General features: G+C 36.4%; 17 protein-coding genes and 1 other RNA gene. 9 read left to right on the top strand and 9 right to left on the bottom strand.

The genetic code is table 11. From position 1 onward, the window contains the following. Window positions 1–27: 27 nt before the first annotated feature. The 3 genes from GZ212_RS14670 to GZ212_RS14660 form a co-directional block, all read right to left on the bottom strand. The gene (locus GZ212_RS14670; protein ID WP_166961868.1) at window positions 28–2316 is read right to left on the bottom strand and encodes a BamA/TamA family outer membrane protein; all 2289 of its coding nucleotides are present in this window, start codon (window positions 2314–2316) and stop codon (window positions 28–30) included. Beyond that, entirely contained in the window at window positions 2303–7339 is a 5037-nt protein-coding gene (locus GZ212_RS14665; protein ID WP_166961865.1) for a translocation/assembly module TamB domain-containing protein, read from the bottom strand. Before GZ212_RS14665 ends, GZ212_RS14670 begins: the two co-directional genes overlap by 14 nt. Before the next feature lie 98 nt (window positions 7340–7437). Continuing rightward, entirely contained in the window at window positions 7438–9111 is a 1674-nt protein-coding gene (locus GZ212_RS14660) for a DUF5597 domain-containing protein (RefSeq protein ID WP_206080462.1), read from the bottom strand. Between the two features lie 161 nt (window positions 9112–9272). Between GZ212_RS14660 and GZ212_RS14655 the strand changes: the two genes are divergently transcribed. Further along, entirely contained in the window at window positions 9273–12110 is a 2838-nt protein-coding gene (locus GZ212_RS14655) for a pitrilysin family protein (protein WP_166961863.1), read from the top strand. 69 nt (window positions 12111–12179) lie between these two features. On the opposite strand, the gene eutB is transcribed toward GZ212_RS14655, so the two are convergent. The 4 genes from eutB to GZ212_RS14635 form a co-directional block, all read right to left on the bottom strand. Continuing rightward, complete coding sequence (gene eutB / locus GZ212_RS14650) at window positions 12180–14510, bottom strand: ethanolamine ammonia-lyase subunit EutB (protein ID WP_166961861.1); 2331 nt, start codon at window positions 14508–14510, stop codon at window positions 12180–12182. 157 nt (window positions 14511–14667) lie between these two features. After that, window positions 14668–14880 (bottom strand): DUF2007 domain-containing protein, encoded by a 213-nt coding sequence (locus GZ212_RS14645; protein ID WP_166961859.1) that lies wholly within the window; start codon window positions 14878–14880, stop codon window positions 14668–14670. A gap of 55 nt (window positions 14881–14935) precedes the next feature. Next, window positions 14936–17395, bottom strand: coding sequence for a carboxypeptidase-like regulatory domain-containing protein (locus GZ212_RS14640; RefSeq protein ID WP_166961857.1), 2460 nt, complete (start codon window positions 17393–17395; stop codon window positions 14936–14938). Window positions 17396–17403: 8 nt separating this feature from the next. Further along, a complete protein-coding gene (locus GZ212_RS14635) occupies window positions 17404–19092 on the bottom strand; it encodes a M23 family metallopeptidase (protein WP_166961853.1) in 1689 nt (562 codons plus the stop codon). A 171-nt stretch (window positions 19093–19263) separates the two neighbouring features. On the opposite strand from GZ212_RS14635, the gene GZ212_RS14630 reads away from it, so the two are divergent. From GZ212_RS14630 to rny, 4 genes are all read left to right on the top strand, one after another. Continuing rightward, entirely contained in the window at window positions 19264–19554 is a 291-nt protein-coding gene (locus tag GZ212_RS14630; RefSeq protein WP_053970044.1) for a hypothetical protein, read from the top strand. Window positions 19555–19572: 18 nt separating this feature from the next. Beyond that, window positions 19573–19866: a cell division protein ZapA gene (locus GZ212_RS14625; protein ID WP_166961850.1), complete on the top strand. Its 294-nt coding sequence runs from the start codon at window positions 19573–19575 to the stop codon at window positions 19864–19866. Between the two features lie 52 nt (window positions 19867–19918). Continuing rightward, a non-coding RNA gene (gene ssrS / locus GZ212_RS14620) (6S RNA) lies at window positions 19919–20026 on the top strand. A 57-nt stretch (window positions 20027–20083) separates the two neighbouring features. Then, window positions 20084–21661, top strand: coding sequence for a ribonuclease Y (rny, locus tag GZ212_RS14615; RefSeq protein ID WP_166961847.1), 1578 nt, complete (start codon window positions 20084–20086; stop codon window positions 21659–21661). Between the two features lie 33 nt (window positions 21662–21694). Here rny and xerD read toward each other — a convergent pair whose 3' ends face one another. Then, window positions 21695–22591 carry a site-specific tyrosine recombinase XerD gene (gene xerD / locus GZ212_RS14610; RefSeq protein ID WP_166961844.1) on the bottom strand — a complete coding sequence of 299 codons (897 nt, stop codon included), beginning with the start codon at window positions 22589–22591 and terminating at the stop codon, window positions 21695–21697. Between the two features lie 191 nt (window positions 22592–22782). Here xerD and GZ212_RS14605 point away from each other — a divergent pair, with 191 nt between their 5' ends. From GZ212_RS14605 to aroQ, 4 genes are all read left to right on the top strand, one after another. Next, entirely contained in the window at window positions 22783–23319 is a 537-nt protein-coding gene (locus GZ212_RS14605; RefSeq protein ID WP_166961841.1) for a hypothetical protein, read from the top strand. Between the two features lie 109 nt (window positions 23320–23428). Then, window positions 23429–24088 carry a porin family protein gene (locus tag GZ212_RS14600; protein ID WP_166961838.1) on the top strand — a complete coding sequence of 220 codons (660 nt, stop codon included), beginning with the start codon at window positions 23429–23431 and terminating at the stop codon, window positions 24086–24088. A gap of 250 nt (window positions 24089–24338) precedes the next feature. After that, the gene (locus GZ212_RS14595; RefSeq protein WP_166961835.1) at window positions 24339–24929 is read left to right on the top strand and encodes a porin family protein; all 591 of its coding nucleotides are present in this window, start codon (window positions 24339–24341) and stop codon (window positions 24927–24929) included. A gap of 66 nt (window positions 24930–24995) precedes the next feature. Continuing rightward, complete coding sequence (aroQ, locus tag GZ212_RS14590; RefSeq protein WP_166961832.1) at window positions 24996–25421, top strand: type II 3-dehydroquinate dehydratase; 426 nt, start codon at window positions 24996–24998, stop codon at window positions 25419–25421. On the opposite strand, the gene GZ212_RS14585 is transcribed toward aroQ, so the two are convergent. Continuing rightward, window positions 25418–26041, bottom strand: coding sequence for a hypothetical protein (locus GZ212_RS14585; RefSeq protein ID WP_166961830.1), 624 nt, complete (start codon window positions 26039–26041; stop codon window positions 25418–25420). The genes aroQ and GZ212_RS14585 overlap by 4 nt on opposite strands. Between the last annotated feature and the right edge of the window lie 73 nt (window positions 26042–26114).

Here is a 26114-nt window from a genome sequence, read left to right as displayed (position 1 = left end):
ATATATGAAAGTGTCAAGAATTAAGTACTAAAAGGGATAGCCAATAGCAAAATTAAAAATGGTGTCATTGACATCAAAGTTGTAGCGTTCGCCGTCAGGTAAAGACGGATCATGAAATGGGGTGGCAAAATCAAAACGAATGACAAATCCTTGAACATCAACACGAGCACCCACACCAGCACCCATTCCTAATTCTTTATAAAAATTGTTACTAAAGGTGCCCCCTGGAAGAATTTCATTGGATTTACTGTTCCAAATATTCCCTGCATCTACAAAAAGGGCGCCTTTTAAAAATGAAACAATAGGGAAGCGGTATTCAATATTGGCTTCTAACCTGATGTTTCCACTTTGGTCTATATAAATATCATCATTATCTGTTTCCTGATGGAATGTTCCTGGACCCAAGGAACGAATTCTAAAGGCTCTTACACTATATGGTCCACCTGCATAATATTGTTTTACAAATGGTAAAACGTTTGAATTTCCATAGGGTAGTCCGTACCCAGCAAAAAGCCTCGTGGCGATTTTTTGTTCTTTTCCAAAATTAAAATGATAATGGAAATCCACATCCAATTTGGCATATTGTGCATATTCTAAACCTAAAAAGCTTTCGGGCTGTCCAGGCTCTTGCTCTTTTCCAAACAAGCTAATGATGTTACCCGCCATATCAAAGGTGGTATTAAAATAGAACTGGTGAGTGTTAGCTGCATCTACCATGCCGTTATAAGTAAAAGAATAGGTGAGTCCAGCAATGAATTCTTGTTCAAAACTTTCTCTCAAATACGGGTTGTCATCAAGGATTTGTTCAAATTCGGGTGTGGTATTGGTTAGTTGGGTATAAGTGATCGTTACGGGATTGATCTCATGAGTGACATACCGATTGGCATTCCAAACATAACCATACTTGGCGTTTCCAGAAAGTAGGGCATACAGCTGGGTGCGATTTAAATAGTCAATACCGAAACCAATTTTAGTTTTAGGAATAGCATATTCAAAATAATCATGATCAAATTGAATAGGAAAAACCATTCTAGGAACCAATAGTTCTGTTTCTAAGCCCAATTGGGTACTGCTCAAAGAACTACTGCTACCACTAGCAATTTGCTTTTCATAACCTACCTTGGCTCCTACACTAAAGGATTCACCACCACCAAATAAGTTGCGGTTGGTATAAGTAACCCCTAAAGCTGGTCCAGCAAAATTGTTGGATTTGGTTACCGCCTGTAGTTCGGTTCTTAAAGAGCGTTTATTTAAAGGTGATAGGTAGATATCTGCCTGCAACAATCCCAAATTGTCATTTTCCAGGGTATCCAACTCCTTATATTGAATATTCACGTATTTATAGGACCCAATAGAAGATAGACGTCGAGCGGTATTTCTAGATTTTTCAGGATGGTAATAATCACCTTCTTTAATCAGAATGAAGGGATCTAAATACTTAGGTTTAAAGAAAGGTTGCTCTTCTAAATAGTTTTTTTCATTATAGCGTGTGGTTTGAATTTGAATTGAATCTTGATTCAATTCGTAATTGGAATACACATTAACTTTTACAATTTTATAGGGAATTAAAGCCTTATTCGGCACGTGGGACTTCAAACTTAAATACAAATCATAGCGCTTGTTTTTATATCTGTTGGTATCGGCTTCAAAAATTAAAAACTGATTGTTGAAATTAAAGTAACCTTTTAGTTTTAGTTGACGTTCAATACGCTGGCGTTCCAATTCAAAATTTCCTAAATCAAAGCGCATGCCTTCCTTAAATGGTGTTTCTTCAAGACTTGTTTTCACTTCCTGATAAAATGGCCTTGGAATGGAGTCTAGTTGATAGGTAGCCATGGTATAGGGACTCGTAATATTTACGGTATAATCAACCGATGCTTCTTTGTCCTCTTCATTTACCTGCGAACCAGATGTACTGTAAAAAAAACCTCTGTTTTCAAGTCTGTTGACCAAAAGATCCCTTACTTCATGGGGTTCAACATCTGATTGATAAACAGGTTCTTCCCCCAAATTTTTATAGAGCCATCTATTAATAAATCCAGGATGTTTTTTCTGATTTTTATAATAAAAATATAGCCCCACGTACATTCCTAAGAATTTAGAATTGGGTTCTGGCATTAAGACCTGCTCCAATTCATTTTTTAATAAATCCTTGTTAACAATGGTCGTATCTGAGGACATGCTCAATGTTGCCCCAGTATAAAGGCGTTCATCCTCTGGGATAAATTTTTCCACACCACAAGAGGTAATAAACAATAGAATTACAAGATTGAGATATCTAAATTGTATGTTATATGAATTATTAGTTATTCTCATCTGCCTCCTGTTCTTTTACTTGATTTTGCTGCGATTCATTTTCTTGCGTGTCATCTTCAGGATGAAATATAGCATGCCAAAACTCACTAAATTTATTAAATTCCATGGTGAAAATTAGAGCAATACCACTGACCATTGTTTGGCCATCAATGACATTTTCAAATTCATTTCTTCTAAATCCCTTAATGCGATATCGGCCATTTTTGGTCAATAAATACTCTAATGTAACGTTTCCTATAACCGGAGTTTCTTCCTCTGTTTGATTGCTTCCCTGAATATCTACCTCGCTTCCTACACTTACTGTTAAACGATCGTTGAAGAGTTTTTTCTTTGCCGCGACCTCCAATTGTGTGCGATCCTGAGGAGTACTTCCTTGATAATCGGTAAAACTATCGAGTCCGAAATCCAATTCAAAGCCTGTTTTTCCTAGTAGTTTATCCGAAAACATATTAAGTTGATCAGAAACAGCGTCATTGAGGTTGTCACGGGCCACTGAGGCCATCCCACCATTACTACCATCACTGCCCGGTTCGGGATAAAAGCGGTTCAGCACCAACAGGGAAAAAACTTGTTTGTTCAATTCTTCTTCCTGTTGATTTAATTGCTGTACACGACCATAGACTTGACCATTGATAGCACCGCGTTCATTTTCTGGCATATCAATATTAAATGAGATAACAGGTTGCATGAGTTCCCCATCAATATTGAGATATACTTCAAATGGTAATACCTGTCTAAATTTATTACGCAGAGAAGGGTCAGATCCTGAAGTTTGGGTTGCCATTAAAGCTGAAGCCGAAGCTTTAACTTCATAAAGGGCTTTGATGTCAAGGGCAGCATCAAACGGATCTCCAGACCAGGTTACTCTACTACCGGGACTTAAATCAAATCGACGGTTTACTAAATTGTATAAACTCATCTCATAATGACCATCCGTAACATCATAAACTCCTGAAAGAGTCATTTGTCCATTGGGTTTCATGTTGAATACAAAATCTCCTTCTCCTGAAACTTTAAAATTATCATTGGTTTTCTCATTGATAATAATAGTCACCGCTGCCTCTGGTTTTACCTTAACGCGAGCTTTTATATCAAAACCTTTAAGTGTGGAAGTTGTTTCTTCGGTTTGTGTAAGAATAGCATCTGGATGATCCTTGTTTACAAAAATAACGACACCATCTCGTTGCTCCATGTTGACAGAAGCCGAAGGCATGATATATGAAATGTCGGTCTCATTACCAACAGTTGCCTCTACATCCAATTGAGGTATTTGAAGATTTCCGGTTAAACTTGCGGTGGCATCAAAAACAGCTTTACCATAAACAAAATCATTGTCATCAACAGAAGCATTTAAAAGCTGAAAGTTTGTTGCTTGAATTTGAAGGTTGAAAGAAGGATTTAAAGTATTTTCAGTAAGAATGTCTCCAGTTAGTATTAAAGGATTGTTGTTGGCATCTAAAACGGTGAATTTACTCAATGAAATCTTTTCATTGGTTACTTGAACACTTTCTTGTTTTAAGGAGAAGGCGGCATTGAACTTGGCTATATTAAAAGCTGCATTATTAAAATCCAATTGGCCTTGATATTTTAAATCACTAGGTGCTCCATTAACTTGAAATTTACCTGTCATGCTACCATTTGTATCAGTCAATGCTCCCATGCTGAAACCTTCCATTGCTTTCATTTGAAATTCATTGATATTGAGATCCAAATCTAAGGCTGCTCTTTCTGTTCCTGCTAAATAGTCGCCTTTAAGGTCCAAATCAACCATGCCTCCTTTTGTAGATAGATAAAAATCATACTGCTGGTCTTGTATCGGTTTTCCTTTTAGGGAAAGCGTGCCTAAGTCTACGTCTAATACATGAAGTTGATTGATGTCCAATTGGGCATTTAAACCAGTTTTACCAAAAGGATCCTCAACTATTAAATCCCCATTTATTAAACCAGTTGCAAGTGTTTTGTCAGGATTGAAATATCCTAGCAGTTCTTCAAGGTTTAATTGCTTGAAGGTCATAGCTACATGATCTTTTTGTATGTTAGGGAATTCATGAGTCAATTGAATTTCTTGGTCTTGAAACTGAAAAAGAACATCTTGAAAGGTTAGTTTCTGATTTGAATAATCAATTTGATTCGTGGCAGGAATTTGCCAATTGTTTTTGTTCAATACAAGGGTTTCGGGGTCTATATGGAAATGAAGCAATTCGCTATCACCGGTAATTTTGGAATCCATACGCATTACGGTAGTGTCCTGATCTTTAGCGATAAATTGTAGTGAGAGTTCATGGTTTTCCTGATGACCTGAAAAAATGGTTTGAGGTAGTACCAATGGACCAGCCGTTAATTCTTTAAACCTGAAATTGAAATCAAAATGTTCTTTATCAGTAAGCATATCAAAATGAAGGCTATCCAATTTATTACCATCATAATTAATATGAGGAGCCGTAATTTCTGTGTCTAATCGATAAGCCATTTCATCAAAATCCATAGCAATTTGAATGGTGTCTAAATCTTCAACGTTGACAAGTAATACTTCATTTAACAGAGGAGACGGATTTATAGTACCCTTGAATTTTAATTTAACAGGCCGCTCTAAAGTATCCACCCTCTGGAGATCTCTGTAAAAGTAACTTTGTATGTGTTGTGATAAAGCTTTGCTAAAGGTTTGCGGGTTTGAATTGGATTCCAAATCGGCATCAATTATTTTATTGTGTATAGTGACAGAAGTGGTATCTGGTCTCACATGGGCTTGAGCTTGTAAATCACCAAGTAAATACCTTTTATTGTCATAAACGATTACGCCCTCATTAATTTGCGTTTCAACATCAAATGACGAACTATTACCTTTAAAATCAGCTTCTAACTGAAACCCAGTTCTAAGAGATTGGTCTGTAATTCCCAAGGCGTTTAAATTAGCCCCAATAACATTCAAATCTATCTTCGCTTCTGGGGCAATAGAGTCTAAAGTGATTAAGGCATCCAGATTCATATTGAGGTTGTCATCCTTGTAATTTGATGTAATATGACCTTTTCCATTGACCAATTCTCCTTGAATGCTTAGGTCTTTAACATCATATTGCTTTAGTTTGAATTCTGAAACAACAGCATCCAATTGAGCATTTAAATGATTGATGTTGCTTCCTGTGCCATTAGCTTCTATACTCAAACTTAAAGCACCTAAATCTTCATTTTTAAGCAATTCATTAAGTTGGTAATTATCAATCTGACCATTTACATCAAAATGAATACCTGCTTCTTTATTGAAAAAACCTTCTAATTTGGCGTTTCCTTGTGAGGTGTTTAACAAGGCGGTGGCTCGAATATTGTTGAGGTTGCCTTTGGCTTTACCTTGGAGATTAACGGTTTCTGGAAACTGGATACCTAATGAATCTTCCGAAGCAAATTTGATGAGATCAGATCTTACCGTAGTTGCTCTAAATTGCGGAATGTAAAAAGTTATGGAATCTGGAGTGGTTATTTTTTTAATCTGACCTTTTAAGTCTATTTGCGTTTCTTTTCCCCATTGGATATTCAAATGAGAAATTTGAATATCAGACAAAGTTCCTTGTGCCTTCAGGTTACCTTGAAGTGCCTTTTGTCCGAGTGTTTGCATATATGGATTGTCCCTAAGACTGGGTTCAAACTTAAACACGTCATACAAGTCAAATGTCATGTTTGCTAGGTTCAAATTTACTTTAGCTTGTTCTGGGTTTGCCAAAAAAGAGGCTAAAGAGGCATATTGTAAGTCTAGGCTTCCTTTGATTTTATTTTGATTTATTGCGGCGTTTAGTTGTTGAATTTTAAGATTTTGATCTGTTATTGTTAATCCAACACCTATTTCTTGGACGTTAATTCCTGAGGCTTCATTAAAATTTAATGTGTTCAATTCTAATCCAGCAGTCTTATCTTTCAAAAGCACATTAGCTGCTTGAAGGTTGAAATTTGTGATGACTACGGCTTCTGGGTTGAAAGTGCCCTTTTTCGGTTTTTGATTGTTGGAAATAAAACTGAATTGATTGTCCTCAAAATCTATTTCACCAATGGTTAATTGAAGGTCTGGCCATTCAAGGGAGTTGGAATCAGAAGCCAATGGTTCATTGGATTCGGTTGAATTTTTTTTGGTTGTTTTGATGTCAATTTGTGATTGTTTTAAATTCAATTCCCCAAAAACAAACGCTTGGTTTGTTAAGTCAATGCTTTCAATTTCAGTATTAAAATCATCAATATTTGTGTTCACTTCTAAACCGTCTCCAATGGATTTATAATGTGCTTTTACCTTGTTCAGGGTTAGGTTATCCACTGAAATGAATGGAAGTATGGACGTTTCTGATTCAGAGCTGGCTATTACAGGAGTTTGGGTAACATCAATAAAGGCATCTTGTAATTCAAGGTCATCGACTTTAAAAGTCATGGTTTCCAAATTGGTTTCATCCATGTCAACTTCCAAGGTTTTAAACTTGTAAGTGCTTTGAATGCCTGTTACTTGGTCATTATAAACGATGTTAAAATCCTTTAAGTCCAAAGACCCCAATACAAGATTAAAGGGTTTGGAAACCGTATCTTGAGTTGATTCAACCGGTGTTTCATTGGAAGCAAATGCATCAATTAAAAATTGGAAATTAAATCCATTGATAGAATCCTTCCTGATGATGTTGGCACGTAATCCTTCCCATTCCAAATCATCAACACCCATTCCCTTACCTGTAATTAACGCCCACAACGGCATGTTGGCTTCAAGTCTTTTAGAGTAAACTAATGTGTCTCCTTGTTGATCTTCCACATAGAGACCTTCAATTTGTATATCGCCGTCAAAGGTTATAAAAGCCTTTTTCAGTTCTATTTTGGAGTGGGTTTTATTGGTGACATAGTCTATGGCCTTGTGAACAATAATATCTTGTCCCCACGGACTCCTGATGAAAAGAACCAAAAGGATAAAAAGGACTAGGAGTACCAAAAACACTTTTACAAGAATTCGGAAGACACGATGTCTCCTCTTCTTTGAGGTTTTGGTAGAATCTGTAGACAATTCCTAATACAATTTAGATGGTTCTTACAAATGTAATTAAATGTAAGTTACATGTTCTTAATAAATTGCTAATCCATAAGAAATGGCCTACTTTTTAGTTACCTGGTATAAAGTTTGACTCGCAGTACCTTTGGAGTGTCAAAATTTAACCCCCAATCAGTTTGGTCTCCATTTAGGATACGGTCCATAACAAAAGTACCATTTTCATAGTGTCCTTCCTCAACACTTAAAAACCACCAAGGCTTATCGGCATATTTTCCAGAAGGTTCAAACATGACTCGGCAATGGTAACCCACTAACAAAAATTCGTTGGTATCGAGTTCGGCAACCAATAGGCGTCCATCAGGATGTTTGGGTTGAAAAGAAGATCTTGACATTCTATCAAAAGTCCCAAATGCGATATTTAAATCCCATGATTTTAAAGAAATCGTTTGGTCGGTGACATAATTCTCACGGTCAACAGCACCTCCCTTTTCGGCTTCAGGGTCAATTGGTAGTAATTGAATTGCTGTTTGGATGTGACCGTCATAATTCAACTTGGCAATCACATCTGCCATGGGCTTAAATAACTTAAAGTTAAGCGCGGTAGGTTCATACATGTCTTTAGAAGTCATGGGCTTACCATCTGGACCTATTCGTAATCTGGTATCATCCAATCCGAACGGGGCATAACCTATGGCGCCTTCTCCCAAAGCGGCATAGAAAAATTTGGGAAAATCTTCATGCCAAAAGGTTTCAGGAACAAACAATGGATTGGTTTTGGTACTGTAAACCTCTAATGATTTTAAATAGGTTTGGGTATCCTTAAAATAAATATCCGGCGCTAATAGGTCAATATCAGGCGCTGCAGCTTTCCATAGATCCAAAACATTATCATTGGGTCCACCTACCTGATAGTAGGGAGGACCTGGATTAATAGGGTTTCTAATAGCGCCATTCACGTATAAAGGAAGCGAATATATGGCCTTTCCAGCCGAGGCGACTTGTCCTATATAGGAGGCCACATGCCAAACATGAAAGTATTCTTCAGCATGTTCTCCAAAGACTTGTTTCCAGGTTCCTCCATTATTTGAGGATACTTCCATGGCTTTTAAAGCTTCTTTAGGAACCTTACTTTCAAAGAGTTTGTTTGCGTCTTTAGAATAATCCCTGACACTTCCCCAGGAACCTGGTTCGTTTTGAACCTGTACCATAATTACTGTATGTTGCGGGTCCACTTCCTTAAGATGGTTCATAAACATTGAGAATGCCTTTATATCTGCTTCTAAGGTTGCTTGGGCATGAGGGGATGGGGAATCAATAGGTTCTCCATTTTTGTTCACCATATTGAAGTAGGTATCTGGTTTCAATTTCATCCACTGTGGCATGTAATGATTGGAACCATTTTTCCAGGTGGCAAACCAAAGTAATATAACTCTTAGATTGCGTTCTCGGGCTTGTTTAATGATGCTATCCATCACGCTATAATCATAAACACCTGGTTGGGGTTCAAATTGTTCCCAATAAATAGGTATTTCTAAAGTATTGATATGTAATTGATCCATGGCCGACCAGACTTGAGGAAGGGTGGCTGGCCAAGAACTGGAATTGTTACTTTGTGCTCCCAAAACAAGATAAGGTTCTCCATCAACAATTAAGGCATGTCGTCCATTTTGGGTTTCAATACGAGGAATAGGATTCTCTTTTGTTTGTGATATACCTAAAGTAGTGACGAGTAAAAAGATACTTAAAATGTGATTTACTGTTTTTTTGTAATGGAAAAAATTCATCATAGGAAATGACATATAGATTAAAGTAGTAAAGATAAAAAATGACAAGCTGAATAAGGGTGAAAAACACACTTAAATCCGTCAGAAATAGAGATGCTTTATGTCAGCATGACATTTTAAATATATTCTGTATTTTTAAGACTTAATCAGAAAACAAGATTTAAATGAAAGCACTCTTTACTTTATTGGCTGTCTTTTTGTTGGCTACCTCCTGTAATAAAAATACTGGCGCTGAGGATACCGCCCAAAATTCAGAAAACACTATTGATTTTAAAATTCCGTATGAAAAATTCACTTTAGACAATGGATTGGAAGTTATCTTACATGAAGATCATAGTGACCCTATCGTTGCGGTGGCAACTATGATGCATGTTGGTTCCAATAGGGAGAAACCAGGGAAAACGGGATTTGCCCACTTTTTTGAACACATGAGTTTTAATGATTCAGAAAATGTACCTGTAGGAGCCAATAGAAAATTAATTCCAGAATGGGGTGGTCAACGTAACGGTGGAACTTGGAGTGATGGAACGGTATATTATGAAGTGGTTCCAAAAGACGCTTTTGAAAAAATCCTTTGGATTGACTCTGATCGATTTGGGTATATGATTAACACCGTAACAGAAGCAGCTTTGGAACGTGAAAAACAAGTTGTTAAAAATGAAAAACGCCAAAGAGTTGATAATTCACCCTACGGATATACTGATGAAATTATTAGAAAAAATCTTTATCCAGAAGGCCATCCTTATAATTGGACGGTAATAGGGCAATTGCCAGATTTACAAGCAGCTACGATTGATGATGTTAAAGAGTTTTATGCTCAATACTATGGGGCTAAAAATGCGTCTTTGGTTATCGCTGGAGATATTGATATTGCCAAAACCAAAGAATTAGTTGAAAAGTGGTTTGGTGAGATTAACAGTGGACCAGATGTAGAGCCTCTGGAGCCAATGCCTGTTACTTTAACTGAAAGCAAGTCTTTATATTTTGAAGATACTTTCGCCAAGTTACCTGAATTACGGATGGTATTTCCAACCGTTGAAGAGTATCATCCAGATACCTATGCGTTAAATATTTTGGGAAATCTTTTGAGCGGAAGTAAAAAAGCGCCTCTTTATCAGGTGCTTGTTGAGGAAAAGAAATTGACTCCCAATGTTGGTTCTTATCAAAACAGTAGTGAGTTGGCAGGAGAATTTGTATTGAGGGTAAGAGCCAATAATGCGGTTGATTTGGATTCTGTGAAAATAGCTTTGGATGAAGGTTTGAAGCGATTTGAAACTAATGGAGTAGAGGATAAAGATTTGAAACGTATAAAAGCAGAATTGGAAACGCAGTTATATCAAGGTGTTAGTACCGTTTTGAATAAAGCATTTCAATTGGTTCAAGATAATGAGTTCAATGGTGATCCTAGTTATATTACCCAAACAGCCAATCTTACCAATGCCGTTACAAAGGAGGATGTTATGAGGGTTTATAACAAATATATCAAAGGTCAGAATTATGTGATGACCAGTGTGGTTCCCAAAGGGCAATTGGATTTGGCAGTAGCAAATTCCAAAGAGGCTACTGTTTGGATGGAAGAGGTAAAACAGGATGTTGCAGCCGAAGAAGTAGGTCAAGGAGAAGAGGCTGATTATGAGAAAACACCGAGTAAATATGATAGGAGTGAACCTCCTTTTGGTGACATGCCTTTATTTCAAGCTCCCGAAATTTATAAGGCCAATTTAGATAATGGATTGACTTTATATGGGATTGAAAACAATGAAGTGCCTTTAGTTCAATTTGAAATAACCATTCCTGGAGGGCACCTTTTGGATTCCAAAGAAAAGTCAGGTGTTGCCAATTTACTTGGTGATTTAATGATGGAAGGTACTGCTGCCAAAACACCAGCAGAATTAGAAGAGGCCATAGGGATGCTTGGAGCTAGTATTTCATTCTCAAGTTCTAATGAAGATTTTAGAATCACAGGATCTTGTTTAAGTAAAAACCTAGAAGGTACCATAGCCTTGGTAAAGGAAATGTTATTGGAACCGCGATGGGATTCCAAAGAATTTTCAAGATTACAACAGGCTCTTGAAACGAGTTTAAAAGGAAGGGAAGCAGAACCTAGATCTATTGCATCCATCAATTACGCCAAATTACTTTATGGAGATGACCATATTTTTGGAATTCCAGGCAGTGGTACTTTAGAGACAACAGCTGGGATTTCACTAGAGGACTTAAAAGCATATTATGCGATGCTCTCTCCTGAAAATGCTAAGGTTCATGTGGTAGGAGATGTTTCCCGAGCTCAAGCTGAAAAAGTATTTGCGGCTTTAAATACTTGGAAAGCGGCTGCTCCCGAAATGCCATCTTACACCCTGCCAGAGTCTCCAAAAGCAAATACAATCTATTTTATTGACGTTCCTGATTCCAAACAATCAGTTCTTTATATCGGTAAATTGGCGCTTTCTGCTGAAGATGCCGATTTTAATAATTTAGAATTTGCAAATGAAGTTTTAGGTAGTGGTTCTAGTGGCATGTTGACCCAAACCCTTAGGATAGAAAAAGGATATACTTATGGTGCCTATTCAGGAATTGCCACTAGTAAAGAGGTAGGTCCTTTTTATGTAATTACCAATGTTAGAGCAAATGCAACCTTACCATCTCTGGAAATTATTCAGGATATGCTCACTAATTACGGACCTAATTTCAGTGAAAAGGAAGTTGAAATCACCAAGAATAAAATCTTAAAGGATAATACCAGAGCCTTTGAGAGTTTGGGTTCCAAAATGGGTGTTCTTAGGAATATTAGTAAATATGACAAACCATTGGATTATATCGAAAAGGATCAGGAAGAATTGATCAGTATGACTGTTGCTGACTATAAGGAGATCATAAACAAGTACCTAAAAGAAAAGGAAATGATCTATGTCATTGTAGGTGATAAATCAACTCAATGGGATGAAGTGAAGAAACTAGGAAAGCCTATGATCGAATTGGATATACATGGCAATCAGTTGTAATTAATATTTCGAATAAAAAATTAAAAGCACTTCCATTGAAGTGCTTTTTTACTTTTCGGGGATTTGGTTTTATGAAACCTGCTGTTTGCTGTGTTGAGATTTAAATAGGTTGTCTATAAGGGTCATTGTTTCCTTGGCAGCTTCTTGAGGTTTCAAGGCAGTATCTGAAATACCAGATATCACTCTAGTAATATCATGATCGACACCTCCTTTTTTGTGCCATAAACCTGTTGATCCTACACTTATATAAGCTGAGAAATTGTGATGTCCAGAACCCGGTCTTTCTCCAATGATATGAATAATTCCATGATATTTATTTGCATGCTTTGAAGTACCAAATAAATGTTCGCCACAGGCATAACCAGCTCTTACTCTTCCGTGAGTGATGACTAAATGTTGTTCACTCAAGCTGTATCCATATTCAGTAATACCTTGAATTAATTCGGTTAAATAGGGTTGCAAATGACCAGTGTCTTGAAGTGCTCTTACATTAAGGCCATCAGAAATGATAATCTGAATATCAGGAGCTGAGCTTTCCCAAGTATTTTTGAGACGTTTTAATTTATCTATGGAACTTTCAGATAAGCGCTCACCAGTAGCAGGATGATAAACATAATCCTTTCGGTTTTGTGCTTGGGTTATAATGGGGTAGGCGGCAGGAATGGTTTGAATAAATTCTGACGACATTTCAGTCCAAAGGCTGATTTTGGCATCTTCATACAGTTGATGTACTTTGGCATCTAATTTTGGTTCCAAATCCCAAGGATTTTCTCCATAGCCTTGTGCAATTGACACCCCTCGTTTTTCTATTCTATCGATAAAGGCTTGACCTTCTTCAGTAATTATCTCAAAAGATCTAACATCTCCTTTTGCTTTTTGATATTTGTAATAAACCCAAATGGGGTCGCCAAAATGTTCGGTAGGATTTCCTAGCTCGTCAATGACTTCTATGTGTTTGAAAAAGTCCCACATGGCATCGTTTACACGATATCCAAATTGATCCCTAATCTTTACATGATTGCTAAAAGCAGTGGTTAAATAACTAAGCATGGGGTCATTTTTAGTAGGTAACGCCATAAGGTATGCTGGATTAGCGGGCATGACTTGCTCAATGCACCAATCAAGATCTTCTAGGTTGATATCCATATGAAGCGTGGAGCAGATATCCAAACCTATGGTGAGTCCATGCAGTTTACCCATAACCGTATCTTCTAGGCAGCATCTTACCAACTGTTCTTTTGATTTAAAGACTTCGGGTCCAATAAAACCTGCTACATCATTAACATGTACCCATGAGTTGTTATCTTTTTTGATCTCATTAATCTTATATTTTAACCCTCTTAAGAATCCATATTTTCTGGATTCGTGCATGACCATGTCAAATCCTTCACTATGACCATTGGTAAGGTCGGCACCTTGACCTGTTTCAGCATAAAATCCAAACTGACCATTTCTTTCAGAGGCATATTGCAGCATTTTATCAATAGTTACATCAAAGGTTTTGTTAGCATTAACAGTTCCTGCGATGCTTTGAAACCAAATCCCCGTTGTTCCCGGATGCATGTTTTCTACTTCTGCTTGAACATCTACATGGGACAACACGCAATTAGGAATGGTGGTTTCTAGTTGAAAGGTTTGAATAATATCAAGTAAGGCTGCTTCAACTTTTGCCACAGAAGTTGGATTGCTACTAACAGGGTTGGTTCCCAAAACAACGTCGCCTACGGCATAGGACCAAGCGTTAAAAACTTGCCAGGATATATCTTCAATATTATCAGTAGGGGAGTTGGGCTGTACACGGGCACCCATGTATCCTTTACTTCCTATTTTGGAATCTGGTAACGGATTGAATACCTGTTGACTTATTTGAATCAACTCTTTATTAGTCATCAATTTAACCAAACAAGCTATTATATCGCTAGATAAACTAGGCATAATCATATTGATTTCTTCTTCTGGTTTTGATAAAACGAATGTCTTTAAATCATTTATAGTCCAATCTTGGATGGTTTCATCTGGTAATGTTGAATTTTGGATGAATTTAAAGAGGTCATCTTCATAAACTGGATGTTGATTGAGGTTTTTTAATAATGTATTGCCCAACAATTCGCGCGCATGAAATCTGGAACTGGAACTGGTGGCTGCCACTTTTATAGTTTGATCGCCCTCTTTGAATTCATTGGCCGACCCTAAAATTTGTTTGTAAAGCACTCTATCAAAAGCTCCCTTTTTTCTTTGGATATATTGAAATATGTCTTCTTTACCGTGGGGTTTTTCAATAGTTACAGCCTGATTTTCTTTGGTAGTTGTCTGGGCAGGACTGAACATTTGACATCGGTTGAGTAACAATACCGAGGCCCCAATCAAACCGGTTTGTTTTAAAAAATCTTTCCTATCCATAGCTCTAAAGTTAACTTTCACAAAATCAGTTAGTCTTAAAGATACTAAAAGGAATAGATAATTTCAATGAAATAGTAAATCCTCAGAAAGCTTGGATTTTTATTTCCGAATTACCATATTTTCAAATTGAAATTGAAAATTAATAGACAAATGAAAACTAATGTGTTTCTATCTCGTCCATTATTTCCATGGCCATGGCATAATCTGTTTCCGGTACCTGAAGTTCCACCAAGAAGGTGGGCATGTAATTCATCACTTGGGTTGTAAATTGATTTCTTAAAAAACAAGGAATTCCTTCTGATTCCAATCGGCTTTTCAAAACCAATAATTCAGATTCATTGTGCGCCTTTTTTACGGTCTTCCAGATCATAGGTGTATTATTTATACTAATACTCTAAGATAAGAAAAATAGCAAAATCAAGAGATTATAATTTGGCTGATAGTCTCACGTTAAAAACTCTTGGGGTGAGGTAGTTTGGTATGGCGTACTGTCTCTTACTATATACATCTCTTACCCAAGTATTGGTAATGGAATTTTGAACGTCAAATAAATTGAAAATTTCAAAACCTAATGAAAGATACTTGAATGGTTTTTTCCAACCCTTATCAAAGGTCTCATTACGTTCTACTAATACGTAGGATAGTCCTAAATCAGCTCTTTTATAATCAGGCAGTCGGGTTTGATAAACATATGGGTCTGCGTAGCTTGGAGAACCACCAGGAAGCCCTGTATTGTAAACCAAATTCAAATACATCTTCATTTTTGGAAGTACAGGCACATAATCTTGGAAGAGAGCTGCAAATTTTAGGCGCTGGTCTGTAGGTCTAGAAATATACCCGCGGTTGTCTATGTTTTCTTCGGTTTTTAGGTAGCCAAAGCTAAACCAAGATTCTGTTCCGGGGACAAATTCACCATTTAATCTTAGATCCAATCCATAAGCATAAGCGGTTGCATGGTTTTTTGCTCTATAGCGTATCCTAACATTTTCAATGGTGTAAGGGTTTACATCTGTAAGATGTTTGTAATAGGCTTCGGTGGTCAGTTTAAAAGGGCGTTCCCACATATTGAAACTGTATTCATTTCCTAAAACGACATGTAAAGACTTTTGTGCTTTGACATCGGGTTGAACCATCCCAGTTGAATCTCTTAGTTCTCGGTAAAATGGCGGTTGGTAATATAAACCAGTTCCTAATCGAAATAGCATGTCTTTATTCCAATCTGGTTTTATGGCAAACTGTGCTCTCGGACTTATTACGGTTTGAGTGTTTTTTTCCAAATTATCTCCATCTACCGTCCAGTTGTGAACACGGCCTCCAATATTAAACCAAACATCATGTGTGCCTATTTTGGTTCTGCGACTATATTGCAAATAAGCTTGCAGTCTATCTATAGTTGTATTGTTTCTAGATCTCACATTACTGTAAGCTTCCAAGGGGCCTTCATAAGGTGTATAAGGTTGGTCATTGAAAGCATCACTACTTGGGGGATTGATTGAAAAACCAGCAGAATCAATAACTTCCCATTCTACCAAACGATCTCTAATATCTTCCTTTGTATACTTAAAGGACCATTCAAAATGGTTGTTTTCTTTTTCATAGCTTCCTTTGTGCTCTAGGTTGGCAATAAGGGCATCTAAGTCGTTTCTTCCGTGAGTCAATTGTCCGCCAATTCCTTCGCTAAATTGAACTTCACCTAAATCTTCATCTCCAATATTGGTGTTTACTTCCCCTAGACGGTATTGAGCCAAAATGTCAAAATATTCTTCCTCTGTAGTGTGATATTTGGAAGCAATAAGCTCCAGCGTTACCTGATCATTTAATTGGTAGGTTCCCTTTAAAGCACCAAACAGTGTTTGGTATTGGTCTTTCTCTTGGCCTTCATAAAAAACCAAAAGAGCCATGGGGTTTTCCAGGGTTCCAAAATTGGTTTGTCTGGTCAAGGGTTCATAATCATATTTGTTTAAAGAGGCGTTTCCTAAAAAACTCAACTGAAACTTATCTGAAAAACTATAGGTGAGATAGGTTTGGAAATCTACAAATACCGGATGGTAATTGGTTTCGGTTTCCTTCGCGTCCACCAATAAACTGTTGTCACGATATCGCACTCCTGCAATGGCTTGAAACTTGGAATCTTTTGAAATGCCTTCAGCAGTCAAACTTCCTCCTAAAAGACTCAAATCGGTTGTGATACCAAATTCCGTGGGTTGTCTGTAAGTAATGTCTAATACCGAAGATAATTTATCCCCATATTTAGCCTGAAATCCACCGGCGGAGAAATCGACATTATGAACCATATCGGTATTCACAAAGCTCAAGCCTTCTTGTTGCCCTGAACGAATCAAAAATGGACGATACACTTGAATGCCGTTGACATAGACCAAATTCTCATCAAAGTTACCTCCGCGTACCGAATACTGAGTGCTTAATTCGTTGTTGCTGCTTACTCCGGGTAAGGTTTGCAAGATGTTTTCAACACCTGGATTGGCTCCCGGTATTAAACGAATTGTTTCTGGTTCTAAAGTGACTATCCCTTGTACATCCTTTCGTTTTCTACCAGTAATGACCACAGTTGAAATTTGCTCGGTTGAGGCATTCATGACCGGATTGAATTCCATGGATTCACCACTTTCCAACTTAAAAGTGGCCGAAATTTTCTGGAACGCAATGTGTGTAAATTGAACCGTTATCTCTTTGTTTGCCGGAATTTTTAAAATAAAAAAACCATTTTCATTGGTGGTCGTTCCTACATCACCCGCTTGAATGTTGACATCTTCAACTGGGGCATTCTTTTCGTCTAGGATGATTCCTTTAAGTATACCTTGTTGAGAAAAACCTAAAACAGGAACTAATAGAATAAGACCTAAATAGCAGATTAGTGATTTCAATAGTTGGTTTATTTTCTATAAAATGTAGCTTCAAATGTACTACTATTTCCGACATTATCCGTTACGATGACTTTTAAATTGTTTTCGGTTTCTGTGATGACATTATCATTAAAATCAAAGGTTAACATGTCATCTTTATATTCGTATTCCATTAAAATAAATTTCCCATTTACCGTAGCTCGGTATTTAGAAATTCCAGATTCCTTATCCTCAATTTTTAATTTTAAATACCTAAAGTTGCTTACCCATTTTCCATCTGAAAAATTGATGGGCTTGATGGTAGGATCCACTGTATCTTTCGCTAAGGCATAAATACCTAACGTTTTGGTTCGTGTAGAAAGTATGTGACCCTCTTTTTTTGTGGAGCTATAATAAGGACGTTTGTAGTAGCCTACCAAACGGCCAATGTAAAGCTGCCCTAAATCCTCTGGTTTGTAATGACTGAGATCATAGGTGATTGTAAAATATTTTTGGGCTGCAATAGATTCATCATGCAGTTTAATGGTATCATTGGTTTGGGCAAAATCCATGTAAAAATCCTCATAAAAGGTGTTGGAAGGAAATTCTACAGCTACTTTGTCATGCACCAATTCATTGGTTTTATTAGCGTATATAAAGTAATTGGATTTGAAAGGTTCCTCTTTTTTAATCGTATCGTATTTTTTTCCTTTGATGTTGATTGTAAGCCAAGTATTATTGTTCTTATAATCGGAAACTTTGACCTTATAAATGGAAGACGTGCTATCTTGAATTTGTAAATAACCTTCATCATCCAAATTTTTATAAATGCTCAAGGGGTTGTTTGTGTCCCTATATAGTTTTTGTAGTCGGTGTTTTTCATTGATATATTGCTCATAATCAATGAAACGATTGATATGGCTTGATTCATCAAACGAAAATTTGTGAAAATCAATTTCAATCTTTTGATTTCCATTCAGAAAGGTTTGGATATTGTATAGGCCGTTATTGTTATAAGCCAAATCTTGTCTATCATTTGCTTCAATGGCAAATCCAATTTTCCCATAGGCTTCTACATTTTCCACTACATAATCATTGTTTGGTTGTCGAATTAAACGCAATTTTTGCTTTTCGTTGGATTTGTTAATATGGGAATCTGGTCCAATTGGGTAGGCATAAACATTTTTAATGAAAGGGGGAGTCGTGTCTTTGATGTCCAGTCCAAATAACATAGGGTTAATAGGGCGCTCCGCATTATCACGAATTTCGAAATGAAGGTGCGGGCCACCAGAACTTCCTGTATTACCACTGTAGGCAACGACCTCTCCTTTAGAAACTATTAACTCATCAGGATTGGGGAAAACCTCCACTTCATAACTTTCTTGTTCATACTGCAGTTTTTTAATGTAAGCTTCTAGAGTGGGACTCAATCTTTGCAAATGGGCATACACTGTGGTATATCCATTGGGATGCGTAATATAAATAGCTTTGCCATATCCAAAATGGGCAATTTTGATTCGACTAATATATCCGTCAGCCGCTGCATAAATCTTAAGACCCTCTACTTGTTGTGTCTTAATATCTATTCCTGAATGGAAATGATTGGAGCGCAATTCAGCAAACGTGCCGGCCATCACGAGGGTTATATCCAGAGGACTTTGAAAATAATCCTGGGGATAGATATTTTGAGCTTTCAATAAGGGAGAACAAAGTAGGAATAAGGCTAGGGTATATTTCATAAAATTTTAATTGTCGTTAAAATTATTAATTTGAGGTCACTTGTCAAAACACTAAACGCTTGAAGGCCATAATAAAGTCTATTGAGATAGGTTCTTCACAATTTTATTTAAAAACAATTGTTATTTATAGTAAGGTATATTAACTTTGTCTTAATAGTATTGCGTTAGCCAATGAGCAAGATTGAAGAGATTGTCAGCACTTTAGAAACCAGAATTAATAAGGTTTTAAATAGAATGGAAGTGCTAAAGGAGAACAATCAAAAATTGGAACATCAGCTTCAATCATCTCGCTTAGAGCTTCAAGAAAAGGAGAATGAAATTACTTCTTGGAAAGAAAAATACGAAGCTTTAAAAGTAGCTAATACAATGCTTGGTAGTGACAATAATAAAAGAGAGACCAAGCTCAAAATAAATTCATTGATTCGGGAAATTGACCATTGTATAGCACAGTTGTCCGAATAATGTCAAAAAACGGATTTCATGGCGGATGATAAGCTAAAAATCAAGCTTTCGATAGCAAACAGAGTATATCCGTTGACTATTCATCCAAGTCAGGAAGAAGGTCTACGTAAGGCATCAAAAAAAATTGAGGCCATGATTAGACAATTTGAGCAAAGTTATTCCGTTAGAGATAAACAAGATGTTTTGGCCATGTGTGCCTTACAGTTTGCCTCACAGGCGGAGCAGAAAACTATAGATAAAAATGTGATAAGTGAGCAAGTGGAGGATAAGTTAATAGCTTTAAATCAATTGCTTGAAGATCACAGCTCTTAACGTTCTTAAAAATAAAAAGGTTACTGCCTACATTAGTTATTTTTTTTGGTAAACTCAACATTAATTCTTTAAAAAGGGTGAGTTTAAGTTGTAAAAGCGTGCTGTCTTTGAACAGATACTTGATCAGCTTGTTAGCCCTAAACTTGTTTTTAAGGAGTTTATAAAAACGTCAAACTAGTGTAGGCTTTTTTTATATATATAATTAACTAAACTAAACATGGATAATAACGCAATTATATTAATTGTAGGAGGCGTAGTTTTAGGAGTGGTTATTGGTTTTATCATTGCTAAAATGATAGAAAAGAAAGCTGCATCAAAACTCATTAACGAAGCCAAAAAATCGGCTGAATCAATTGTAAAAGAGGCTCAATCAGAAGGAGAGTCAATAAAAAAAGATAAAATACTTCAAGCAAAGGAGAAGTTTATTGAATTAAAGTCTGAGCATGAAAAAGTAATCATGTCTCGAGACAAGAAGATGGCTGATGCCGAAAAGCGTACAAGAGATAAAGAATCTCAAGTATCTAGTGAGCTTTCCAAAAACAAAAAATTAAATGATTCTTTGGAGCAAAAGGTGAAAGATTACAATCACAAGTTGGAAATTTTAGACCGAAAGCAAGATGAATTAGATAAATTACATAAAAGCCAAGTACAACAGCTTGAAGTAATTTCTAGCTTATCAGCTGAAGAAGCCAAAGAACAATTGGTGGAATCTCTTAAAGGTGAGGCTAAAAATGAGGCATTGAGTTATGTTCAAAATGCCATGGAAGAAGCCAAGATGACGGCCCAACAGGAAGCCAAGAAAATCATCATTAATACCATTCAGCGTATCGGAACCGAGGAAGCAGTGGATAACTGTGTTTCTGTTTTTAACATAGAGTCTGATGACGTAAAAGGGCGAATCATTGGTCGTGAAGGTAGAAACATTCGCGCTATTGAGGCAGCTACAGGGGTAGAGATTATCGTGGATGATACACCAGAGGCAATTATCTTATCTTGTTTTGACTCTGTAAGACGTGAAGTAGCTCGTTTATCATTGCATAAATTGGTGACCGACGGACGTATTCACCCAGCTAGAATTGAAGAGATCGTTAAGAAAACACGTAAGCAAATAGATCAAGAAATAATTGAGGTTGGTAAGCGTACCGTTATCGATTTAGGAATTCATAACCTGCATCCAGAATTGGTGAAAATGGTAGGTAGAATGAAATACCGCTCTTCATATGGCCAAAACTTATTACAGCACTCTAGAGAAGTAGCAAAATTGTGTGGCGTTATGGCTGCTGAATTGGGATTAAATCCTAAGTTGGCCAAACGTGCTGGATTGCTTCACGATATAGGAAAAGTTCCAGACACGGAAGCGGACATGGAAACCCCTCACGCTATCTTAGGAATGCAATGGGCCGAAAAATTTGGTGAAAAGGATGATGTTTGTAATGCGATTGGTGCGCACCATGACGAAATAGAAATGAAATCATTACTAGCTCCAATTATCCAGGTCTGTGATGCCATTTCGGGAGCAAGACCAGGTGCACGTCGTCAAGTACTTGATAGCTATATCCAAAGGTTGAAAGACTTAGAAGATATCGCTTTCGGATTCCAAGGTGTGAAAAAAGCATATGCTATTCAAGCAGGTCGTGAGCTTCGCGTGATTGTAGAAAGTGATAAAGTAAACGATCAAAATGCAGCGGATCTGTCATTCAATATCTCACAAAAAATTCAAACCGATATGACCTATCCAGGTCAGGTTAAGGTGACCGTAATTCGGGAAACAAGAGCGGTGAATATCGCTAAATAGATTAAAGGAAATCCGATGGAAACATCGGATTTTTTATTTTCTGGGATGAAAGTTATTGACCACGTCTTTTAAATGGCTTTTCTCAACGTGCATATAAATTTCAGTTGTTGTGATGCTTTCATGACCCAAAAGTTGCTGAATGGATCTTAAATCGGCACCATTTTCAAGCAAATGAGTTGCAAATGAATGTCGAAAGGTATGAGGTGAAATGGTTTTATTTAAACCTATTTTCTCCGATAGCTGTTTGATAATGGTAAAAATCATGGCTCGGGTCAATTGTTTTCCTCGTCTATTTAGAAATAAGGTGTCCTCATGACCTTTTTGAATGTTCAAATGATTCCTGATTTCTGATTGATAAATATGGATGTATTTTTGGGTAGAAGGCACTATAGGTACAAACCGCTGTTTATCGCCTTTCCCAGTGACCTTAATAAAGCCTTCTTCAAAATAGAGATCTGATAGTTTTAAATTGGTTAATTCACTTACACGCAAACCACAACTATATAGCGTTTCCAATATGGCGCGATTGCGTTCCCCTTCTGGTTTACTTAAATCGATGGCTTGAATCAATAAATCAATATCGTTTTCAGATAGAGTGTCGGGTAGTTTTCGACCTATTCTAGGAGAATCTATGAGATCCAACGGATTGTCTTTTCGGTAATCCTCAAACACCAAATACCCAAAAAAACTTCTTAGACCTGAGATGATTCTCGCTTGGGAGCGCGCATGAAGCTCTTTGGCAATGGTATAAATAAACTCCTGAATAATATCCTTCTCAATGGAAAGAGGAGAAATAGAAAGGGACCTATTTTCTAAAAATAAAATAAGTTTTTCAACGTCCAGACAATAATTGTCAATGGAATTTTCAGAAAGTCCGCGTTCTATCTTTAAATAAAGGCGGTAATCTTTTAAGGCTGCTTCCCATTTCATGCCACTAAAATAAACCTTCCATTTTGAATGACCAATAGATCAAAACTGCCGTTTTGTAAGTTATTCCTACAGCCTCAGAGTTTCAGTGGGTTAGGGTTAATTGTGAATAAACCTGTTGAAAACGGTGGTATAATATGTTAATAACTATAAAAAAATGATTATTTTCACATTATAATCTTAATTATAACAACATGAAAAAGCTATTATTCATTACCATTTTATCCTTATTAGGATATACATCGACTCAAGCGCAAGTGTTTAAATTAGGTGCTAATGTTGGAATTCCTCTTGGAGATGCCAGTGATGTTTCAAATTTTGCTGTTGGAGCAGATTTTTATGTCTATTTTTTAGAGGCAGACTCTTTTTTTAATATTGGGGCCAACGTAGGTTATAGAAATTTTTTCAGAAAGGACTCTGAAGATGATTACACATTTCAGTCCAGCGATTTTCATTTTGATAACATATCTTATCTACCAGTAACTGCTGCAGCGCGTTTTACTTTGGCTAGTACCTTTTATGCTGGTGCTGATGTAGGATATGCTTTTGGTTTATCTGATAACACAGATGGCGGTTTTTTTGCTAAACCGGTGATAGGGATTGATATTGCTAATGTTATTGAGGTTTTCTTGGCTTATGACATGTATACTGCAGAATATAAACTTTCTGAAGTTCACGGCTTAGATTACAAATTTAGTAGTTTAAATGCTGGGGTCTTAATAGAATTTTAATCATATTAATTGATACTTCCCTAATCTACAATCCAGGTCCTTTGGGTCTGGATTTTTTCATGAATTTTATTAACTATTTATATTAATTACTATTAACAATTATTTTATTATGAGAAAATTATTTTTCGCGGCATGTGTTGCAACAATAGGATGTACATCTATCAATGCGCAGGAGTTTAGCTTTGGCCCTAAAGCAGGTGTGAACTTCGCTACTTTAACTGGAGATATTGAAGATAATGACATGCAAGTTGGATTTCATGTTGGTGGAGCAGCAGAATTTAAATTTAACGAGAAAATGGCTGTACAAGCAGAACTTTTGTATTCAAGACAGGGAACTAAGTACAGTGATTCTGAATCTGAAACTTTTAATGGTGTAACTTATAGATATGAAGCAGAAGAAAATATCCGTTTGGATTACATTAATATCCCATTTAGCTTCAAGTATTATATCGTAAACGGTTTTTATGCAAGTGCAGGACCCCAAGTTGGTATTTTAGCATCGGCAAAAAGTGAGTATGAGTTTACAGAGTCTGTATCTGGTGGTGGTTTTGATAATACTGATTCAGGGTCTGGTGATGAAGATATTAAAGATGATGTACTACCTATAGATCTTGGTGGACATATTGGATTAGGATATAGAATGACTAATGGTTTAGAATTTAGTGCTAGATACAATGCTGGATTTGTAAATGTGAATGATGCAGAAGATTCAGATGATTTTGAAATCAAAAACAGTGTCATCCAAGTATCTGTTGGTTTCATGTTCTAATGATTAAATAATCATATTGAGAAAACCGAGGCAAAAGCTTCGGTTTTTTTTTTTGCTTTTTAGTTTAGGGGATATAAATAGCTTGTTTTGAGTAATTTGTCCTTAATCGAGTATTGAATCAATTTTAAATTGACAGAAAATATTCACATATTGTAATATTAAATTCGTTGTAATGCAAAAAAAATCGATAAAATATTGTTTTTGTCGAAAATCTCTCTATATTTGCTGACACTTAAAAACCTATTTATTCATGAAAAAAGTTGCCCCAATCTTAGCTTTTTTATGTTATTTCTCCCTCATGGCACAACCAGAATATAGGGATATAACACTAGCACCCACAGCAGGATTCAATATGAGTTCCTACAGTGGAGGCGATTACAAAACAAGAAATTCCATCCATTTTGGCGTTATAGCTGAATATTACTTTAGTGACAACTGGAGCGGACGTACTGGTTTAACCTTTGAACCTATGGGAGCCAAGACCAAAGACGGTTATACCGACAAGTTAAGTTTCATTACCATACCTCTTAATGCCAATGTCCATTTAGGATGGGAAAGACAATGGTATGTCAATTTTGGTCCTTCTATTGGCTTTTTGGCTAATGCCGAATGCAGAGGACCCAACGATGAATTAATTAATATTAACGACGACATAGCACCAGTAGATTTTGGATTTGGTGTTGGAGTAGGTCGTATGTTCTCTTTAGGCCAGTTTATGCAATGGTTTGTGGACATACAAGGCTACAAAGGATTTGTGAATATGGACAAGAATGATGTTCTTGAAGACAGCATTACCAATTTTAGAGTTTCAGCAAACTTCGGACTTATAGTGACTTTATAGTCTAAGTAATATATCTCAATTTTGAAGCTAGAGTGAAAACTCTAGCTTTTTTTATACATTTATATTATGAAAAGAATAATGATCATCAATGGGCCCAACTTAAATCTTTTAGGGAAAAGAGAGCCCAAAATATATGGTAGCCTAAGTTTTACCGACTTTCTTGAAGAATTAAGGGAAAAGTATGCCAACTTGCAAATTGATCATTTTCAGTCCAATATTGAAGGCGAACTTATTAGTCAAATTCAGGAAGCAGGTTTTGATGGTGTTTACGATGGCATTGTTTTAAATGCTGCAGCTTTTACCCATACGTCAGTAGGTATTGGGGATGCAGTAGCCGCAATAGAAACACCTGTAGTTGAAGTACATATTTCCAATACTTTTGACCGAGAAGAATTTAGACACGTTTCTTTTATCTCTCCCAACGCTAAAGGTGTCATTGTTGGTTTTGGATTGCAAAGCTATGAATTGGCTATTCAAAGCTTTTTTAGCTAAAATTTGGTTCTTAATTTCTGTAATCCATAAGACAAAACCTTTTCCAGGGATGCAAAATCCCTGACATCACATGAATAATTCATTTGGTCTAGATACCTCAAGTTATTTTTTGTGTCAAATACAAAAATTTTTACAGACGTGTTGTTGGATTGATTCTTTGAATAAAATATAATTTCTATAAAGAGATTTTGGAACTGGCCCTCAACCATAAGATCTGATGAAACCTTCCTTTTGTTGTAGAATTTCAATGGGCTGGTGGCAAACATAACTTGATTATAGGTTTTACTTAACAAATTATGATTTTCGATTTTTGGTAAATCTGGCCACTCCTGTTTTATTAGGTCTGTAGTCCAATGAGCAATTTTGAATCTCAGTGAATCTTTTTGAATGGAATCAGTTGGATTATAGATAAGAGTATATGCCGTAGAGAAAGCCAGGTTATCTAAACTTAATAAATTATTAAAATCATTTTTATTTTGATCATTCAGCTTAACATCATCCTCACAATAGGTTGCAGGTGGTAATTTAGGTTTATTGACCAATTTTTTGCTTTGGATGTGTGAGGATTTGCAACAAATAAATAGTAAAGCAATTGCGAAAACAAAAAAGGTAGGTCTCATGTAATGTGTTGATTTAAAACTAAAAAAGCCCCTAAATGGGGCTTTTTAAAATTATTTTATAATTAAATGCAAA

The organism is Mangrovimonas sp. CR14 (assembly GCF_011764015.1).
GTDB lineage: Bacteria > Bacteroidota > Bacteroidia > Flavobacteriales > Flavobacteriaceae > Mangrovimonas > Mangrovimonas futianensis.
This window is presented reverse-complemented; position numbering and strand designations above follow the sequence as displayed.

What these genes read in the sequence shown, in the direction of transcription:
- GZ212_RS14605 (WP_166961841.1), top strand. Translation starts at nt 22,783, where the DNA reads ATGAAAAAGCTATTATTCATTACCATTTTATCCTTATTAGGATATACA.
- rny (WP_166961847.1), top strand. Translation starts at nt 20,084, where the DNA reads ATGGATAATAACGCAATTATATTAATTGTAGGAGGCGTAGTTTTAGGA.
- xerD (WP_166961844.1), bottom strand. Translation starts at nt 22,591, where the DNA reads ATGAAATGGGAAGCAGCCTTAAAAGATTACCGCCTTTATTTAAAGATA.
- GZ212_RS14645 (WP_166961859.1), bottom strand. Translation starts at nt 14,880, where the DNA reads ATGATCTGGAAGACCGTAAAAAAGGCGCACAATGAATCTGAATTATTG.
- GZ212_RS14635 (WP_166961853.1), bottom strand. Translation starts at nt 19,092, where the DNA reads ATGAAATATACCCTAGCCTTATTCCTACTTTGTTCTCCCTTATTGAAA.
- aroQ (WP_166961832.1), top strand. Translation starts at nt 24,996, where the DNA reads ATGAAAAGAATAATGATCATCAATGGGCCCAACTTAAATCTTTTAGGG.
- GZ212_RS14655 (WP_166961863.1), top strand. Translation starts at nt 9,273, where the DNA reads ATGAAAGCACTCTTTACTTTATTGGCTGTCTTTTTGTTGGCTACCTCC.
- GZ212_RS14625 (WP_166961850.1), top strand. Translation starts at nt 19,573, where the DNA reads ATGGCGGATGATAAGCTAAAAATCAAGCTTTCGATAGCAAACAGAGTA.
- GZ212_RS14670 (WP_166961868.1), bottom strand. Translation starts at nt 2,316, where the DNA reads ATGAGAATAACTAATAATTCATATAACATACAATTTAGATATCTCAAT.
- GZ212_RS14630 (WP_053970044.1), top strand. Translation starts at nt 19,264, where the DNA reads ATGAGCAAGATTGAAGAGATTGTCAGCACTTTAGAAACCAGAATTAAT.
- GZ212_RS14600 (WP_166961838.1), top strand. Translation starts at nt 23,429, where the DNA reads ATGAGAAAATTATTTTTCGCGGCATGTGTTGCAACAATAGGATGTACA.
- GZ212_RS14595 (WP_166961835.1), top strand. Translation starts at nt 24,339, where the DNA reads ATGAAAAAAGTTGCCCCAATCTTAGCTTTTTTATGTTATTTCTCCCTC.
- GZ212_RS14585 (WP_166961830.1), bottom strand. Translation starts at nt 26,041, where the DNA reads ATGAGACCTACCTTTTTTGTTTTCGCAATTGCTTTACTATTTATTTGT.
- eutB (WP_166961861.1), bottom strand. Translation starts at nt 14,510, where the DNA reads ATGGATAGGAAAGATTTTTTAAAACAAACCGGTTTGATTGGGGCCTCG.
- GZ212_RS14660 (WP_206080462.1), bottom strand. Translation starts at nt 9,111, where the DNA reads ATGATGAATTTTTTCCATTACAAAAAAACAGTAAATCACATTTTAAGT.